The organism is Psychrobacter sp. AOP5-GZ1-6, from assembly GCF_052376345.1.
Lineage (GTDB): Bacteria > Pseudomonadota > Gammaproteobacteria > Pseudomonadales > Moraxellaceae > Psychrobacter.
Genome location: NZ_JBQSVP010000065.1, coordinates 1 through 16,091, shown reverse-complemented (window position 1 = coordinate 16,091; position 16,091 = coordinate 1). Strand labels below are relative to the sequence as shown.

Sequence of the window (16,091 nt, the reverse complement as noted above, 5' to 3'; positions counted from 1 at the left end):
AATAAAATAGCGTCTTAATATGTATTAAGCGTTAACTTACCGTAGTAACGAATAAAACCTATTCTAAAGGATCAGTATGGCAACGATTTTAACATTAGCGGGCGATGGTATTGGCCCTGAAATTATGACTCAAGCCATTGATGTGCTTGATGCTGTCAATAAGAAGTTTTCGTTAGATTTGACACTTGAGTCTGGATTGATTGGTGGCGTAGCTATTGATGCAACTGGCGAACCTTTACCAGATGAAACTTTGGCGAGTGCACGTGCAGCAGATGCTGTACTGCTAGGCGCTGTTGGTGGACCTAAGTGGGACGGTATTGAGCGTAGTAAACGTCCGGAGCGTGGTTTACTGAAAATCCGTGGTGAGCTTGGTTTGTTTGCTAATTTACGTGTAGCAAAGCTTTATCCGCAGCTTGCCAATGCGTCTAGTATTAAGCCCGAAATTATTTCAGGCTTGGATCTTCTGATTGTTCGTGAGCTGACTGGCGGCATCTATTTTGGTGAGCCACGTGGTATTCGTACATTAGATAATGGCGAGCAGCAAGGCTATAACACCATGGTGTATAGTACAAGTGAAATTCAGCGTATCGGTAAGGTAGCTTTTGAATTGGCCAAGACACGCGCGCAGGCAGCAGGTACAGCGGCAAAGGTTTGTTCAGTAGATAAGGCCAATGTATTAGAAGTCACTGAGCTGTGGAAGCAGACTATGATTGAAATGCAACAATCGGATTATAGCGACGTGGCGCTGTCACACATGTACGCTGACAATGCTTGTATGCAGCTGATAAAAGACCCTAAGCAGTTCGATGTTATGGTAACGGGCAATATGTTTGGTGATATTCTATCCGATGAAGCAGCGATGTTGACAGGATCTATCGGTATGTTGCCATCTGCTAGCCTCGACGAAGCAGGCAAGGGTATGTATGAGCCATGCCATGGTTCAGCGCCAGATATCGCAGGACAAGATAAAGCCAACCCATTGGCGACGATTTTGTCTGTTGCGATGATGCTACGTTATACCTTTAAGCAAGAAGAGGCTGCGCAGGCTATTGAACAAGCGGTTAGTGACGTGCTTGATGATGGTCTACGTACTGTTGATATCTTAGACAAGAGTGAAGCAGGACTGACACAGGTAGGCTGTCAAGAGATGGGGCAAGCGGTATTGGCTAAGCTGATCTAATTAGTGCCTTTGTAATATCTCTCGAAATTTCTTTTTATCTTTATCTTTATCTTATCTGAACTTACCAACTCTTATTGTCATAAACCCATAATTTTCTAAGCAAATTATGGGTTTTTTGTGTCTATAAAATGAGTTATTAGCTTTAACATACTCACCCACTTAGTTGTAAAAAAGTACTTGTTTTAACACAGGTGCTATCGGGTAAGGCTCACATTAACATAAAGTTGTTATATGCCTATAAAGAAATATGAAACCATTAAACACTGAAGAAAAATATATGAACTAGGGCATGTCCTCAATTCAATCGATAGTTATCTAAATGGGTTAAAAATAGCTAAATCTTGCCAAACGGCGTCAAATAGCTGACTAATATCTCGATATTATCTGCTCTATTTTCCTTGTTTGACGGCAATTTATCTCATTTTTATCACCATTTTTAAAATGAGGACACGCCCTAACAATAATTATTTATTCATAATAAAAATTTGAGCAAAATATTTTCTGAAAAATTAGGAGCGTATGATGTATCAATTAAAAAGTGTGAGCATGGCGATAGCAATCATTGGTTTTTCTACAGTCGCGTTGATGGGACAAAGCATTGCAGCGCCAATGAACAATACCGATATCAATAATGCGGTGCAAGGCAATGCGGAGCAAAGCAGTAAAACTTATAAAGATATCAGCCCTGTAACAAATGGTGTTAGTCAAAAATTAACAAGCGATAGTCAGACCGCAACGTCACTGAATAAGCTCTTGCCTACGATAAAATATACGACAGATAACCTATCAGACGTTGCGCAGAAAGTTAATAATGCAACTTGGAAAGAAGGGAGCAAAATAGACCGTCATATAGCCACCAAGTTGCAAGCGCTACTGAACTGGCATCATCATGGTGTGGGTCATGTCGATGGATACTGGGGGAAAAACACTCGCAAAGCCATGCAAGCATTTCAGAAAGCTAGAGGATTGACCGTTACGGGAACGCTGAATAGCGAAACTTGGCAAGCATTGACTAGAAATGATCAGCTGATGAAACAACCAGTACTGGTCAATTATCAGCTCAGTGATGCAGATTCCGATATCAAAACGACGAATATACCAGTCAGTACAGAGGCTAAAGCTAAGCTAGAAGGTCTGTACTATGAAAGCATGACCGAAGCTTTTGCAGAAAAGTTTCATATGAGTGAGAGGTATTTAAAGGAGCTCAACCCTAAAGCTAGTTTCGTTGCTGGAGAGACCATTAACTGTCTATAATCCTGGTAACCCCAATACCAAAACTGTTAGTCGAGTGGTCGCTGATAAAGATACTGAAACGCTATATGTTTATGATGATGCAGACACTTTAATTGCGAGTTATCCGACGACGGTAGGTAGTACAGCAACGCCGTCACCAACTGGCACACATACGGTAGCAGTAAAAGTTCATGAGCCTAATTATACTTATACTGCTAATGATAGCAGTTTCATTTTGCCACCTGGTCCCAATAACCCAGTTGGTTCAGTATGGATTGGGTTGAGTAAACCTTCTTATGGAATACATGGTTCACCAGACCCTGATCGTATTAGTCGTCAAGCATCAGCGGGTTGTATACGTCTAACTAACTGGGATGCATTGGCACTGCTGGGTGTTATTAAGGATGATGCTACAGTCGAATTTAAGTAGATCATTAACTGTAACCTAAAGCTTAGCTATGAAAGTTTATACCAATCCCAAAAAAGCATAATGAGCAGTATTAAATCTGATAGGTCTACAATATGCAGTATTTGAGGATATATAGCACTTAAGAATATACAGCACTTAAGCTCATTTTCTTTGCTACTTTGATGTTTAAGCTTAATATGATAAAAACCAAAAAAAATACCGCTGTTTTAGCGGTATTTTTATGGTGAAAACAAACATCAAACAACTAAAATATTGATAGGCAATAATGAGTAGCTTAGCATTTTCATTATTATTATCAGTCAAACCACTCAAACATTTATGCCAGTGATAAAAAAAGTGTCATTAGACAACTGGCTGTATTTATATAAATGCTTTTATAACCACTTTAGTTGATAAGAAATTAGTTTTTGCCACGATAAGTAATGCGACCTTTAGATAAGTCATAAGGCGTCATTTCGACCTTAACTTTATCACCAGTCAAGATGCGAATATAATGTTTACGCATTTTACCAGAGATGTGCGCAATAATTTCGTGTCCGTTTTCTAAACGAACTTTAAACAAGGTGTTAGGAAGGGTGTCAATAACTTCGCCTTCAAATTCGATAATATCGTCTTTTGCCATAATTTGTATCAATCAATTAAAAATAAGCCCGTATTATACGCAAGTTGACTGATTAAAGCAATACGGAACCTGGTTTTGACTTGACAGTCTGTAAGTGATATGTATGCTAATTTCTATGAGTTTAGTCTATTTAACACTGGTTATTTAGATTATAGACACGCTCTAGTCAGGTAAGTTTAGCCAAACAGGCGTTAGAGGTGCATTGGGTAGCAGCTGTTGAAAGTGTTCAGGGTAATAAGCATTGATAAAATATAAGCCATCACCAGAGGCGGTAGGTGGTGCAATCGTACGGTCTTTCTTGTGCAAGATGTTCAGAAAATCTGTGGGTGCCAACTCATGTCTGCCTATGGCATATAAGGTGCCCATTAAGTTTCGAACCATATGATGCAAAAATCCATCCGCTTGAATATCAAAAACGATAAACTGACCGTGTTTAAAGAGCTTGGCATGACTGATAGTGCGTACGGGCTGATTGGATTGACAAGCAGCAGCACGGTAGCTACTAAAATCATGGGTGCCAACGATATCGGCCGCCGCCAGTTGCATGGCTGCTAAGTCAAGTGTCTCATAGATATGCGTGACCTGATGATTGAGTATCGCAGGGCGCTGTGGTTGGTTGAGCGTGATATAACGATAGCGACGGGCAATAGCACCGAATCGGGCGTGAAAATCAGCAGGCATTGGTTGAACCCAACGTAATGCAATATCGTCAGGTAGTAAACTATTCACACCGCGTAGCCAGTTATGTGTTGGTCGGTAGGCATGAGTGGTAAAATGAGCAATCATATTACTGGCATGGACGCTTGCATCCGTACGCCCAGCGGCGATGACTTCTACTGATTCGTTAGCAACTTTACCAATCGCGGTTTCGAGTGCTTCTTGTACACCCATCACTTCTCGTTGCCGCTGCCAGCCATGATAATGTGTGCCTAAGAATTCAATAGCAATTGCTAGAGTATATATTGGCAAACGTTCAGATTCGGAGTTCTTGGTTTCAGACATTATGATTTTTAAACTTATAAAGTTAAAGGTAATTGAGAGTTAATTATCGTTTTTTAATACTTGTGCCAGTCTGGCTGATATTATTCAACCAACGCTGCTTGCGTCTTGCAGGTGTATCATAGCGCAATAATAGCCATAGTAATCGAGCATATATCGCTGGAATGGTCAAACGCCCACCTGCAATGACATGATGCTCATACTGCCAACTACCTGCTGCATAGCTGTCACTTACCCCACCAAATGGGCATTGACTGGCAGATATCACCATATGTCCTATTTTATGAATCTGCTCTAATGTTTCTGCTAATGCTACAGAATAAGGAACATTACCAGCGCCAAATCCTAATAGAATAATACCAGCTGGTGGCTGTGATAAGAGTGCTTGTAGCTGATTATTGATGACATCGGTGTCATTAGGTAGACAATAAAGTGCATGGATGCGAGTGTGCTCAGCACGAGTTTGAATACTAGTAAATAATGCATTCTGGTCATCAAGCCAGTGATTTCGCCGTGTATCTGATAGGGTTTTTATATAGCTATTAGCAGGATATGCGGCTCGAGAATGACCCGTAAATGCCATCAGGTCATGACTATGAATTTTTTGTACGGTTTGTGCAGGCCAGGATTCACCGCCAAAACAAACTTTGACACCTGATTCACCTGCTGCTGCCAGTTTTAGTGAATTATGAAGGTTGTCCCGTGCATCACTCTGAGTATCTATAGTATAAGAATGTAAAACATCACTGTCCAATAGGGGGCGCATACTAGCAGTCAGGACTACACAAATATCACTACCTGCAAATGCTTCTGCCAAAAACGCTCCCAAATAACTCAGAGTATCTGTACCAGTGATCAACACAAAGCGTCTACTACCTTGTGTATAAGCAGTCAGTAATAGATGATAAAAATGGACAAAATCGCTTGGGGTGAGTTGGCTACTGTCTTTGATCAATGCATTATCTAGCCAAGAGATACTCAGGAGCTTGGTTGCACTATCTTGATTAAGCATTAACTTCTGCAATGTTGGCAAAAAAACATCTGCTGCTAAAGGTGTTAAAGGTCGGCCGTAGCAACCAAAAGTACCGCCAGCATAAATCAGTTGAATAGGGCTAGATATAGTCATTGTCATAGTAGAAGATAGCATTGTATTAGTATATAGTCAGCGAATTACTAAATCGCTACAGTGTTAGCCTTGTTAGATGTACTACTTGTACAATCTGCAGTCGGTTGCCTTGTATCGACTTCAAAGTTCTTTGACTATAATAATTAAATATTAAGGTTTAATGCAAAAAAAATCAGCAAGTACTCTATGATAAGTAGAATACTTGCTGATGATAGAACAAATTATTGATTATGCTGTGCGTTCAAGTAATAGCTGCGCTTGGCTTTGTTGTTCGCTATTGCCTTGAGCTATGACTTCATTGAGCAAGCGTTTAGCACTATCGTACTCTCCAAGCTGTAGGTATTGGTTAGCTAAGTCCAAAGTAACTTGATTGCTATCTAACGATTTTACAAAGTCAAAATTTTCTGCAAAACGTAATGAGAAACCGTCTTCTGCTTCAACAGCATCTTTAGCCTCAGCTTCGACTGGAGTTTCAGCTGTTACAGAATCTATAATAGCGTTATCATCTGCTAAATCATTGTTCTCTAAGATATTATCGTTGAACAATAATGGTGCTGCTGGTGCGAGGCCAGACTCTTCAGTAGGAGCTTCTTCAGCAAGAGCTTCTTCAGCAAGAGCTTCTTCAGCAAGAGCTTCTTCAGCAAGAGCTTCTTCAGCAAGAGCTTCTTCAGTAAGAGCTTCGTCAAAGCTAATATCTTCAAGATTGTCTACTTCATTAGAAGTTTCGCCAGTACTGACTTCTTCTAAAATACTGTCTTGAATAACAAAGTTATCGCTATTTTCTTCAAATGTAAGCTCTTCGCTTTCTAATACCGTTTCGATATCGTTTGAAGAGTCAGTCAAGTCATCTTCGTTATCGACAATCAGTTCTTCAACAATGGTTTCATCAGTGTCTTGGTCAGTATCACTTACTAAATCATCAAAATCTAAAACAAAATCTTCATTGTCTGATGCCATCTCTTCAGTAGCACTATTGGGTGTTTCTGCCTGTGCGCTGGTTTCTTCAGTTGAGTCAAAGTTAAAGTTGAAATCTGCAAGGTCACTATCTTCGTTTGAAGTATCGGTAGGGTTGCTTTCGTCTTCTATCGTTTCTGGTGTGACAGGTGTCGTACGGGTCGCAGCAGTTTCTTCGAAATCACTTTCTAAGTCACTAAGCGTCAGATCAAAACTGTCATTTGTATGGTCGCTAGTAGTGGTTTTAGGAGAGTCTGTTGATGGTACTGGATTAACAATAGACTCGTCACTCAAACTATCATCTTGGCTCGGTGATAAGTCAAAATCAATACTGTCAAAATCAGTATTGTCTTCTACTGGCGCTTCTTGTGCTGCGACTTGACTTCGCTCTTCTAAAAATAACATTTTTAGCTCATCGGCTATCTCAATGCTATTTGGGTCGTTCTGTGTTTTGATAATATTGTAAACTTTATCAAAGTTTTCTGGCTGATTGATGGTCGCATATATGCTGAGTAGCTTAAGGGTTAGCTGACTATTGTCTGGCTCTTCGCTTAGGCCTCGATCCAATGCTTCAATTGCTTTGTCATAACGCTGTTGGTCTATAAAGCGCTGAGCGGCCTCAATATGGTCGAATTTATGATCATCTTCACGGCTTTCGGTAGTACCTTCAACATTTGTTGCAGGTATTGGCGCGGGTGTGGCCGTGGTTTTTCCTGATTTGTCTTGTTGTAGTTCTGATGGTTTTTGCGCTTTCTGTTTGCGCAATACTAAACCAGCCCCTAATAAAATAAGTACCAATCCGACGATGATATATAGCATATTGTCCATAGTTACTCCCACGCCTATGATCACGGCGTATTGCATTGATTATTCAGGCAATTATTGATTGCGTAATTTTTTGAGACGAGCTTGCAGCTCAGCCAGCTTTTGGTTTTGTAGTTGTATCTTTTGAGTATAGCTTTCCAGTGCACTACTGGTTTTTGACAAGCGCTGTGCTTGTGATGCTACGCTTTGTCTAGATGCTTTCAGTGTTGCTAATATATCTGTGCTTAGACCATTACCTGTTGCCGCAGTAGATTTCGTTTGAGTACCATCTGCACTGCCATTATGACCAGGGGCTAGCACAGAAAACTGTGCTTTTGGTAAGGTTTGTGTCTTAGTAATCATTGGTTTTTTGTTTTGTGTCGTTGCTTGTGATTTTTTAGGTGATTTATTAGCAGTTGGTTTAGTTTTCTTTTTTACCACAGGAGTATTGGCTCTGCGGCTATGTTGTCTTTGTGCTTTAATGGCTGCTTCTAACTTTTGTTGTGATGGTATGACATCATATCTTGGTAAGCTAAGTTTAGCATCTGCTTTTAGTTGGTCAGCATCTTTATTGATAAAAGCGTTAGGATTTTGTGCTTGAATTTGTTTCATTACAGTTGAAACATCTAGGTTGTTTTCTTCTGCTATTTGCTGAGCGATAATCCATAGGCTATCGTTACGCTGTACTTGATATTGGGCAGTAGCAGCTGTAGCCGTGTTGCTAGTAGCACTGCTAGCGCCATTAGGTGCAGCAGGCATAGCAGTGTCAGCAGGTATATTACTGCTTGGTGCTGTTGTGTTGTTCGTGTCAAGGCTAGGCTTTGATGCGTTTGTTTCATCATTATCGATCGCTGGTATTTTCGAATCAGTGATCATCATTCCAGCATCTGATTTACCACGTGGTTGTATTTGGCGGGTGACTTGTATGTTTAAGATGTCAAAGTCTAAAGCAGGCGCAGCGGCTTTAGTAGCCGGGGTATTGTTAGCTACATCACTAGAGTCTATATCATTGCTATTACTATTAGTGGCTGTTTCACTTGTATTAGCAGCACCCAAGCGACCATTATCTAAGCGACTAGGAGCATTAGTAAGATCACTTCCTTGCGATGTAGAGGCCACTGCAGGCAACTGCATATTAGGCGCTGGTAGTTTAGAGGCTATTAGTTCAGTCGTTGATGAACTAGGCGCTGATATTAATGGTGGCGGCATGCCTTTTTTGAGGGTTAGTGGTTCGGCAGTGCTTGCAGAAACACTTGGTAAATTAGGCTTTTTTGCAGCAGTGACAGTGTTTTTGGGTGTCTCGATAGGCACGCTATCATTGAGTGGCATCAACAATGTCTTAGGCACAACATTGCTCTTACCCTGATCGTTTATAGATAAAACCACATCAGTAAAAGGTTTGGATACAGGTTGTGAGGTCGTGATAAAGACTTGACCACTGGTCGCTGAGGTAGGCTGAAAGCGTACGTTCATAGAGTCAGTTTTGGTCAGCCCCATTCGTTGATAGATGGCAGAGTTTGCTAAGCTTGCTGAAAAGTCAGACGCTCGAATATTAGTAACCGTAATACTTGCCGCTAGCGGCTCATGCTGTGCAGAAGTAACAACCGTTTTTCCGATAGTTGCTGCTTGTGCGCCCGATATCAAGGCTGCATAGCCCACGGAATAAAGTAATGCCGTCGATACCGCGCGATGTATGGTAGTAAAGCGATGAGATAAATGACGAGACATGTGCAGCCCTTTCTAATAAAAGTTATCTTTGCTGTTATAACAAAATACTGTTTAGTTTACCAGTTTATTTCACAACTGTTGTGAACAATATAAAAAATGTTTAAATCATGTTCAATCTAATTTTTTATCAAGCAGCATCGCATCGCCATAACTAAAGAAGCGATATTGCTCTTTAATAGCATGCTGATAAGCCTGTTCGATAGCTGCTTTGCCCGAAAATGCTGATACTAGCATTAGTAGGGTAGATTTCGGTAAATGAAAATTTGTGAGTAGTCGGTCTATCACACCAAATTTAAAGCCTGGATAAATAAATATATCAGTATCGCCTGACCAACTAGATAAGCTGTGTCCGTCATTAGCCGTTTTTTGATAAGCGGTTTCGAGCACACGTGTTACCGTTGTACCAATAGCGATGACTTGTTTACCATTAGCATGTGTTTGGTTGATCAGCTCGGCCGTGGTTTGTGGCAGATGTGCATACTCACTATGCATGGTGTGATTGAGTAAGTTGTCTGTTTTTACAGGAGCAAATGTGCCTGCACCAACATGCAAAGTAACAAACGCTGTTTTAATACCTTTTTCTGCCAGTTTTTTTAGTATTGATTCGTCAAAATGTAAACTTGCAGTAGGGGCTGCCACACTCGCTAGCTTGGTTGGGTCATGAAAGACAGTCTGATAGCGAGTATTATCAGTTTCATCAGCATGGCGTTCAAAGTAAGGCGGAATCGGTAACTCCCCATATAGTTCTAAGTCGGGCAGGATAGGAGCGTCAAAGGCTAAAATAAATAAATTGTCTTGACGGCTAATCATTACTGCAGCCATATGACTATCGGCAAGTTGCAAACGTTGCCCAAGCTTAGGGGCCTTACTGGCTTTGACATGAGCAAGTGCAATATATTTTGTGTTGACGGGTGTGCTATCTGTAGCTTCCAAATGCAAGGTTGCTACGTCTAGTTCAGCAATGTCTACTAGACGTTCAATCAGTAGCTCAACTTTGCCACCCGTATCTTTTTGACCAAATAACCGTGCCTTCATCACTTTTGTATCGTTGAATACAATCAGATCTCCTGCACTTAATAAGTTAGGCAACTCAGTAAATAGGTGATCTTCTACCATAGCACTATTTTCTGTCTTATTAGCAGGCAAATATAGGAGCTTTGAAGCAGAACGTTCTGTCAATGGATAACGTGCAATCAGGTTGTCTGGTAAGACATAATCATAATCGTCTACGCTTAAGTAGTCTAAAACGTCATTATTTTTATTGGTATCAAGCGTGGAATTACTATTAGAGTTAGCGGCGTGTGTGTCGGTCATAGTCGGTCTTTAAATGAATATAGATTTTTGTATAATTGTAGCAGAAATGAGCTTATTAAAGGACAGTTTAATAGAGACTCATGCGCATACAAGTCGAGCAATAACTAAACAGGCGTTGTTTAGTATGCAATTATTCAAACAAATTTAACTGAGGCGGTACTTGCGTAGCAGGAGTGAGGGAAGAAAAGGTAACACCAACTAGACGAATAGGTTGCTCACGAGGAATGTCTGAAAATAGCTTATCTAGCCAATAGTGCGCAGATTCAGCACTATTAAAAGCTGTTGATAATGTATGAGAGCGTGTTATTTGAGTAAAATCTGCGTATTTCACTTTGAGGGTGATTGTGTGAGCAATCACTTGTTTTTTTTGCATTTGATCAAATGCATCCTGATTTTGCTCGTAAATTTGTATTTTTAATGCATTATCATTACTGAGATTGTCTCTAAATGTGGTCTCTGAGCCAACGGATTTATGCGTTCTCTCAGATTTGACCACCCGATCATCACGTCCATGTGCTATATCGTGATAAAACTGGCCACGTTTACCAAACTCTTGTATTAATAGAGCTGCCGGTGTTCGCCGCAGGTCGGCACCATAATGGACGCCCATCTCATGTAAGCGCTTAGCTGTTGCCTTGCCAATACCATGAAAGCGCTCAATAGGTAAGGCGCTAATAAAGGCATCGGATTCTGTAGGCGTAATAATAGCTATACCGTTAGGTTTATTGATATCAGAAGCAATTTTGGCCAGCATTTTGTTAAATGAGACTCCGGCAGAAGCCGTCAGTCCGGTATGTTCTAAAATTTGAGCTCTTAGCCAATTAGCCATTAATGTTGCTGAGCCTTTATGAACGCTTAAACCCGTGACATCTAGATAGGCTTCATCTAGCGATAAGGGTTCAACATGGGGTGTTAAGCGATGCATAATACAGCGGATATCATTGCTAACTGATCGATACACTTCAAAACGCGGCCTTACAAATACCACTTCTGGACAGCGTTTGCGCGCCTCATAGCAGGACATGGCAGAGCGTACGCCAAATTTACGTACTTCATAGCTGGCGGCTGCTACGACACCGCGTCCATTTGGATCACCGCCAACCACCAATGGTTTACCGCGTAATTCAGGGAAGTCACGCTGTTCGACACTGGCATAAAAAGTGTCCATATCTATATGAATGATCTTTCGAGAGTGAGGGTTCATAGAGGTTGTCATATCATTATTTTACCTGATTTGACCACTTTGATTTGAAAGATAATGCCCATTAGATCGTAATAATATATAAATAATCATAAAGTTTAGACACTACAAATAGGTAGATTGTATGTGTTAAAAAATAGTAAGCGTATTTTTTCTATTATTTTTAGTATAAGGGTTATTGATTTGCTCATCTTGATTGACCGTTTGTCATAACAATTTTGCCGTTTGTCATAAAAATGGCACTTAAATATTACAGTTTTTATACTGCTGTTTTAGACTATAGTGTTTGTGGTAATCGATACATACAGTAAGTGATGTCTTACACATCTTTTTATCACTAAAAAAGCCGTTGCTTACAGCTCATATCAAAATAACAGATTCGCTACTGTTGAAATTAATACTTTACAAATACGTTGTTGTTTAGAGGATTTATAATGACTAAGGAGCTGACGATGCATAATGGACTAAAAGGAAGTGAGTTGACACGAGCCATGCTTGCACGAGGTGATAGCAACATATGGTGTGCAGTGTGCGATGAAAGTGATGAACAAGCAATGATGGATCATTGTGGTAATGATTTTACAGCATATATCGTATCATATAGTGATGGACTTTTTTATTGTAGTGCTGGCACACCATGGAAATTTGCTGTACCAATTAAGATATGCGCTGTCATGCAATACGAAATTGAGATGTGAGTACAAGCCAGTTTTCTATAAATCGACTAAATTTTTAGCCTTGCTGAGTCTGTTTTTTGCAGTACTAAGCAAGGCTTTTTTATTGCAAGAGTTTTTTATTGAAGTTAGGGCGTGTGAAATATATCACTGATAGTCTCTATCGGTGTCATGCTAGAAGGATTAAAAACGCTAGAGTCAGTCAGTTTATTACTACGATAAGTCATATATTCAGGGCTATTTCTATTTGCTATCGCTTGATTCAATGCCGACATTCTATACGTTTGGCATCAACTATAGTTGAGTTCAAGTAATTTCGATACAAGGAAACCGAGTGCAAGCTATACATTAATATGGTCAGCGAGGATGACGATGTAGTGGATGTATATGGATTTGACTATATCTTGTTTTATTCTCGTTTTCAAAATGAGGACATATCTTGAATAGATTATATTTAAACAATCACCCGCACCAAAGTTTTCTGCTCATTGATCGCTTCAAAGCTAATGTCAACGGGCAAAAACTGCTCAATCAGCCATGCTTGGGTTTCGGTATGTTGGCTTATGACTCGTGCGGTAAATTCGCCGCCACCAGACAATGCCAATGGCAATAGCAACTGGTCGGTTAAGTACTCGTCGACCAAGGCATCAGTTTTGAGTAGATAACGTTTAACCAAACCCGCCAAGCGGTTGCCCATTTTCTCTGCTGACGTGCGTTTTTCACCCAGTAGCGTAAACATTTCTTGGTGAATCTGGTCGCCATGCTTATGAGTAACCAATGCGGAGCAACTATTGCCTTCACCAATACCGTCTAGCTGACTAGTATTGCTAGTCATAAGCGTGTCATCCACTCCGCCATCTATCAACGTCGCTGTAGCGCTGGCAAGCTCGCGTTTACCAATGTCATATTCTAAATTTAAAACGCTGGCGACCAATGCAATTTTTGTCAGCGCTCCGCGTTCGGTTAGCGTTAACGGCTGTGAGTCAGCACGGCGCATAAACGGCGTAATAGTGGCCTTAATCACACCACCACCGATGGGCGCAAAGCCTGCTTGCAAGCATTCGATATGTACTTGCATACCTAATTTTGCCAGTGCAGGGACAAATGCGTGCTGCAAAAAGTCAGTCGTTGGCGCCAGAGGGTTGTGCGTGCCGCCTTTTATCGTGACGGTTGAGGCTGCTTGGATGTTGGTATTGGCAAACAGTAGGGCAGGGAGTAGCGTTTGTAGCACAAGGCTGGTACTGCCAGCCGAACCAATATCAAAATGATACTCACCAGGTTTGATAGCGTTCGGTGCAAATCGAAACGCTGCACTGCCTAACGCTGCGCCTGTCACGGTAGCATTTGATATAGATTGGGAGGCCTGTACGCACATCAGGTGTTGACGCATCAATCCTGGTTTGGCTCGCCTAGCGCGAATATTGGTGATTTCGATGGGTATGCCTGTGAGCATTGATAAAGATAGCGCCGTACGGATGATTTGCCCACCACCTTCGCCAGTGCTGCCGTCGATTTTTAGGGTTGCTGTGTTGGTATTTACAACAGTGCTGCTTGTGGTTTGAGCGCTGTGGTTAGGTGTAAAGCTCATCTTTATCTCTTATGTTTCGGATTGACTATATAAAATAAAAGAGCCTAAAAAATACGCCATGACGCATATTTTTCGGGCCCTATTGATCTATCAAAGTTTGGCTTTAGATAATCAAGGCTTAGCCATTGAATTTCTTCGCTATTAGATCTTTGATAAACGCCACAACAGCAGCGCTGTGCTCAGAGTTTTTGATCTCATCTAATAGCTCAGATTTTGACATGCTTTGGTATCTTTGGATGTCTTCGCTACTGATATCTTTTGCGCTATTAATCAATGCTGATAAGCCATTGTTGTCAGCATCATCACCGCCAGTTACAGCGCCTAACATATCATTCATGTTTATCATTGGTATTTCCTCATACAAAAATAATTATTAAATGGTTCAATGTGAAAGTGATGTATCACTCACACTTTAGTTTACCGCATCTATATTCGTTTAGGGGCATTAAAGTTGCCCTTTTTAGATAACGATTATGTGTAGGGCAAACCAGTTTTGATTCACATTGCCGTATTGCTTATGACAAATGGTTTTAAAAATAAGATTGAAACCGACTGTCAGTGTCTGGTGATAAGGTCTAAATAGTGCTGTGTGATAAGTGACAGGTACGGGGCATGAGTGGTAAAAAAGACGTTTGCCCGCAACGCCAAGTAGCCACTGCAGTATTTGTTCAACCCCCTGTTGTGGAGTGCGGGGTCTTAACACTCGCCCAGTCGGTTCCAAAAGGGTGGTCTATGCGCTTAAATCAAGCACATAGAGAATTATAAAATTAGTGATTCAAAAAATCATTCTGCTAAATCAATTTGCCAGTTATTGGCTTGAATCACAATATTGATTTGACGCAGCTTCATGGCAATATCGTCTGCTTGCTTCTGTAAACCAGCCACCGATACCATGACGTTGTATTTAATCTCACGATGGCTATAACGATCCGTTTCGGTATGCGTGGCGGCTATGGCATCGACCAATAGCTTATGGCGCATCTCTAAAGTATCGCGCTCTATCAACAGCGTTAGCATCGATTGACCTTTATCCGTCTTGGCAATTGCATTGGTACGGTGAATGCGTTCAATCAGGTTGGACAGCTCAGCAATGATTTGGCTGGCATCAATCATCAGTGTGTTTGGATCCTCAGATGGCGTATCGCCTTCTTGGACTTTAATGTTGGCGTTGATACGACCCTTAAGCTGAGCCAGCTTCTTTTGCATATCGCTACGAATCAGTAGGGCTTCTGCGAGTTCCATTTTAGTTCTCTTTTATTGAATATAGTCAAAATACACATTTTCAAATAACATAAATTCTGTCTTTAAAGTTTTGTTAACATTGATAATCATAGATCTTATAGGCGGTAATTTTTCTTCACCACTCCAAGCCACATAGCTGTCAAATCTATAGTTATTATTGACAAGGTTTTTGATGATTTGGAATAAAAATTTAGTATTTATAATATGGCCATCATTGATGTCTTCTTCTAGCCAGTCTTGTAGACCCACAAACTCATAGTCAAACGCTTTGGGGTCATATATTCTAAATCCACTGCTACAGCAGCTAGGACTATAAGTGGCGAGACGATAAACCATGTCATATTGAAGATTAACTTGATTTTCTTTATCAACAGTTGGCTCAAAGTAGACGTTCATCTGATTAAATTTTGCTAAATCAATAGGATGGTCGGTGCTTATTATTAACTCATAACACATGGTATTTCCTCAATTATAATTTACGAATCAGTGTGTAGTGGAGGCTAACCAAATCTACGCATAATTCAGTAAAAATTCATAATCAAATAATTCTACTTTTGATAGGGTATCAATATCATCAATACTTGCATAAATATTGTCCTGAAACGCCTTAATTACTTTGACTGGTTTGGAATACTGTAAATTCACGAACTACGTCAGTCCGCTCAAGCTTCTTTTGCATATCGCGACGGATAAGTAGGGCTTCTGCGAGTTCCATTTTGATTTTCCTTAATTTGTTTTTAACTATTATTTATTCTGTTGTGACGATACTGCTGATAGGCCTGTTTAATTTTATCGTAACGGGATAATTGGTCTTGAGTTAATGGTGCATGTTTGAGTTTGCGTAACAATCTTTTGTATAAATAGCCGGAGCGAAAGTGATAAGGTCGCAGCTCTATAAAACAAACGGCAAACTCGCGAGCGTATGCACCATTTGCGCTATCATGAGTGATTAACTCTAAAAGGCATTCTTCACCTTCAAAATTATCATTATGAAAT

Annotated in this window: 17 protein-coding genes; 4 read left to right on the top strand and 13 right to left on the bottom strand. The window is 40.5% G+C overall.

Annotation, left to right across the window (positions count from 1 at the left end; all coding sequences use genetic code 11):
• Positions 1-76 precede the first annotated feature (76 nt).
• From leuB to ACT3RN_RS09595, 3 genes are all read left to right on the top strand, one after another.
• A complete protein-coding gene (leuB, locus tag ACT3RN_RS09605) occupies positions 77-1,180 on the top strand; it encodes a 3-isopropylmalate dehydrogenase (RefSeq protein ID WP_192519671.1) in 1,104 nt (367 codons plus the stop codon).
• A gap of 519 nt (positions 1,181-1,699) precedes the next feature.
• On the top strand, positions 1,700-2,434 hold the full coding sequence (locus ACT3RN_RS09600) for a peptidoglycan-binding domain-containing protein (protein ID WP_226945160.1): 735 nt from the start codon (positions 1,700-1,702) through the stop codon (positions 2,432-2,434).
• Positions 2,406-2,843, top strand: coding sequence for a L,D-transpeptidase (locus ACT3RN_RS09595; RefSeq protein WP_225739201.1), 438 nt, complete (start codon positions 2,406-2,408; stop codon positions 2,841-2,843). The genes ACT3RN_RS09600 and ACT3RN_RS09595 overlap by 29 nt, the downstream gene beginning before the upstream one ends.
• Before the next feature lie 400 nt (positions 2,844-3,243).
• Here the strand turns inward: ACT3RN_RS09595 and infA are convergent, their stop codons facing one another.
• The 7 genes from infA to dinB form a co-directional block, all read right to left on the bottom strand.
• A complete protein-coding gene (gene infA / locus ACT3RN_RS09590) occupies positions 3,244-3,465 on the bottom strand; it encodes a translation initiation factor IF-1 (RefSeq protein WP_021814850.1) in 222 nt (73 codons plus the stop codon).
• A 162-nt stretch (positions 3,466-3,627) separates the two neighbouring features.
• Positions 3,628-4,467, bottom strand: coding sequence for a tRNA pseudouridine(38-40) synthase TruA (gene truA, locus ACT3RN_RS09585; protein WP_225739202.1), 840 nt, complete (start codon positions 4,465-4,467; stop codon positions 3,628-3,630).
• Positions 4,468-4,510: 43 nt separating this feature from the next.
• Positions 4,511-5,596, bottom strand: a complete 1,086-nt coding sequence (locus ACT3RN_RS09580; protein ID WP_192519672.1) for an asparaginase — start codon at positions 5,594-5,596, stop codon at positions 4,511-4,513.
• Positions 5,597-5,818: 222 nt separating this feature from the next.
• Positions 5,819-7,372, bottom strand: a complete 1,554-nt coding sequence (locus tag ACT3RN_RS09575; RefSeq protein WP_444518591.1) for a FimV/HubP family polar landmark protein — start codon at positions 7,370-7,372, stop codon at positions 5,819-5,821.
• A gap of 51 nt (positions 7,373-7,423) precedes the next feature.
• On the bottom strand, positions 7,424-9,076 hold the full coding sequence (locus ACT3RN_RS09570; protein WP_192519674.1) for a type IV pilus assembly protein FimV: 1,653 nt from the start codon (positions 9,074-9,076) through the stop codon (positions 7,424-7,426).
• Positions 9,077-9,187: 111 nt separating this feature from the next.
• Positions 9,188-10,390: a tRNA preQ1(34) S-adenosylmethionine ribosyltransferase-isomerase QueA gene (gene queA / locus ACT3RN_RS09565; RefSeq protein ID WP_192519675.1), complete on the bottom strand. Its 1,203-nt coding sequence runs from the start codon at positions 10,388-10,390 to the stop codon at positions 9,188-9,190.
• Positions 10,391-10,520: 130 nt separating this feature from the next.
• Positions 10,521-11,606 (bottom strand): DNA polymerase IV, encoded by a 1,086-nt coding sequence (gene dinB / locus ACT3RN_RS09560; protein WP_444518590.1) that lies wholly within the window; start codon positions 11,604-11,606, stop codon positions 10,521-10,523.
• A 419-nt stretch (positions 11,607-12,025) separates the two neighbouring features.
• On the opposite strand from dinB, the gene ACT3RN_RS09555 reads away from it, so the two are divergent.
• Entirely contained in the window at positions 12,026-12,289 is a 264-nt protein-coding gene (locus ACT3RN_RS09555) for a hypothetical protein (protein ID WP_444518589.1), read from the top strand.
• A gap of 430 nt (positions 12,290-12,719) precedes the next feature.
• Here ACT3RN_RS09555 and rtcA read toward each other — a convergent pair whose 3' ends face one another.
• From rtcA to ACT3RN_RS09525, 6 genes are all read right to left on the bottom strand, one after another.
• Positions 12,720-13,853 carry an RNA 3'-terminal phosphate cyclase gene (gene rtcA / locus ACT3RN_RS09550; protein ID WP_192519678.1) on the bottom strand — a complete coding sequence of 378 codons (1,134 nt, stop codon included), beginning with the start codon at positions 13,851-13,853 and terminating at the stop codon, positions 12,720-12,722.
• A gap of 118 nt (positions 13,854-13,971) precedes the next feature.
• Positions 13,972-14,199, bottom strand: coding sequence for a hypothetical protein (locus tag ACT3RN_RS09545; protein ID WP_192519679.1), 228 nt, complete (start codon positions 14,197-14,199; stop codon positions 13,972-13,974).
• Between the two features lie 437 nt (positions 14,200-14,636).
• The gene (locus ACT3RN_RS09540) at positions 14,637-15,095 is read right to left on the bottom strand and encodes a DIP1984 family protein (RefSeq protein ID WP_192519680.1); all 459 of its coding nucleotides are present in this window, start codon (positions 15,093-15,095) and stop codon (positions 14,637-14,639) included.
• A 12-nt stretch (positions 15,096-15,107) separates the two neighbouring features.
• Positions 15,108-15,551 carry a hypothetical protein gene (locus ACT3RN_RS09535; protein WP_192519681.1) on the bottom strand — a complete coding sequence of 148 codons (444 nt, stop codon included), beginning with the start codon at positions 15,549-15,551 and terminating at the stop codon, positions 15,108-15,110.
• A 151-nt stretch (positions 15,552-15,702) separates the two neighbouring features.
• Positions 15,703-15,810 (bottom strand): DIP1984 family protein, encoded by a 108-nt coding sequence (locus tag ACT3RN_RS09530; RefSeq protein WP_225739203.1) that lies wholly within the window; start codon positions 15,808-15,810, stop codon positions 15,703-15,705.
• Positions 15,811-15,832: 22 nt separating this feature from the next.
• On the bottom strand, positions 15,833-16,091 hold a 259-nt coding region (locus ACT3RN_RS09525), incomplete at its 5' end, for a hypothetical protein (RefSeq protein WP_444518588.1).

Bases quoted from the DNA above. Each gene is read 5' to 3' on its own strand.
- leuB (WP_192519671.1), top strand. From the start codon at position 77: ATGGCAACGATTTTAACATTAGCGGGCGATGGTATTGGCCCTGAAATT.
- ACT3RN_RS09530 (WP_225739203.1), bottom strand. From the start codon at position 15,810: ATGGAACTCGCAGAAGCCCTACTTATCCGTCGCGATATGCAAAAGAAG.
- ACT3RN_RS09575 (WP_444518591.1), bottom strand. From the start codon at position 7,372: ATGGACAATATGCTATATATCATCGTCGGATTGGTACTTATTTTATTA.
- ACT3RN_RS09570 (WP_192519674.1), bottom strand. From the start codon at position 9,076: ATGTCTCGTCATTTATCTCATCGCTTTACTACCATACATCGCGCGGTA.
- queA (WP_192519675.1), bottom strand. From the start codon at position 10,390: ATGACCGACACACACGCCGCTAACTCTAATAGTAATTCCACGCTTGAT.
- ACT3RN_RS09535 (WP_192519681.1), bottom strand. From the start codon at position 15,551: ATGTGTTATGAGTTAATAATAAGCACCGACCATCCTATTGATTTAGCA.
- ACT3RN_RS09540 (WP_192519680.1), bottom strand. From the start codon at position 15,095: ATGGAACTCGCAGAAGCCCTACTGATTCGTAGCGATATGCAAAAGAAG.
- truA (WP_225739202.1), bottom strand. From the start codon at position 4,467: ATGTCTGAAACCAAGAACTCCGAATCTGAACGTTTGCCAATATATACT.
- infA (WP_021814850.1), bottom strand. From the start codon at position 3,465: ATGGCAAAAGACGATATTATCGAATTTGAAGGCGAAGTTATTGACACC.
- ACT3RN_RS09600 (WP_226945160.1), top strand. From the start codon at position 1,700: ATGATGTATCAATTAAAAAGTGTGAGCATGGCGATAGCAATCATTGGT.
- dinB (WP_444518590.1), bottom strand. From the start codon at position 11,606: ATGACAACCTCTATGAACCCTCACTCTCGAAAGATCATTCATATAGAT.
- ACT3RN_RS09555 (WP_444518589.1), top strand. From the start codon at position 12,026: ATGACTAAGGAGCTGACGATGCATAATGGACTAAAAGGAAGTGAGTTG.
- ACT3RN_RS09580 (WP_192519672.1), bottom strand. From the start codon at position 5,596: ATGACAATGACTATATCTAGCCCTATTCAACTGATTTATGCTGGCGGT.
- rtcA (WP_192519678.1), bottom strand. From the start codon at position 13,853: ATGAGCTTTACACCTAACCACAGCGCTCAAACCACAAGCAGCACTGTT.
- ACT3RN_RS09545 (WP_192519679.1), bottom strand. From the start codon at position 14,199: ATGATAAACATGAATGATATGTTAGGCGCTGTAACTGGCGGTGATGAT.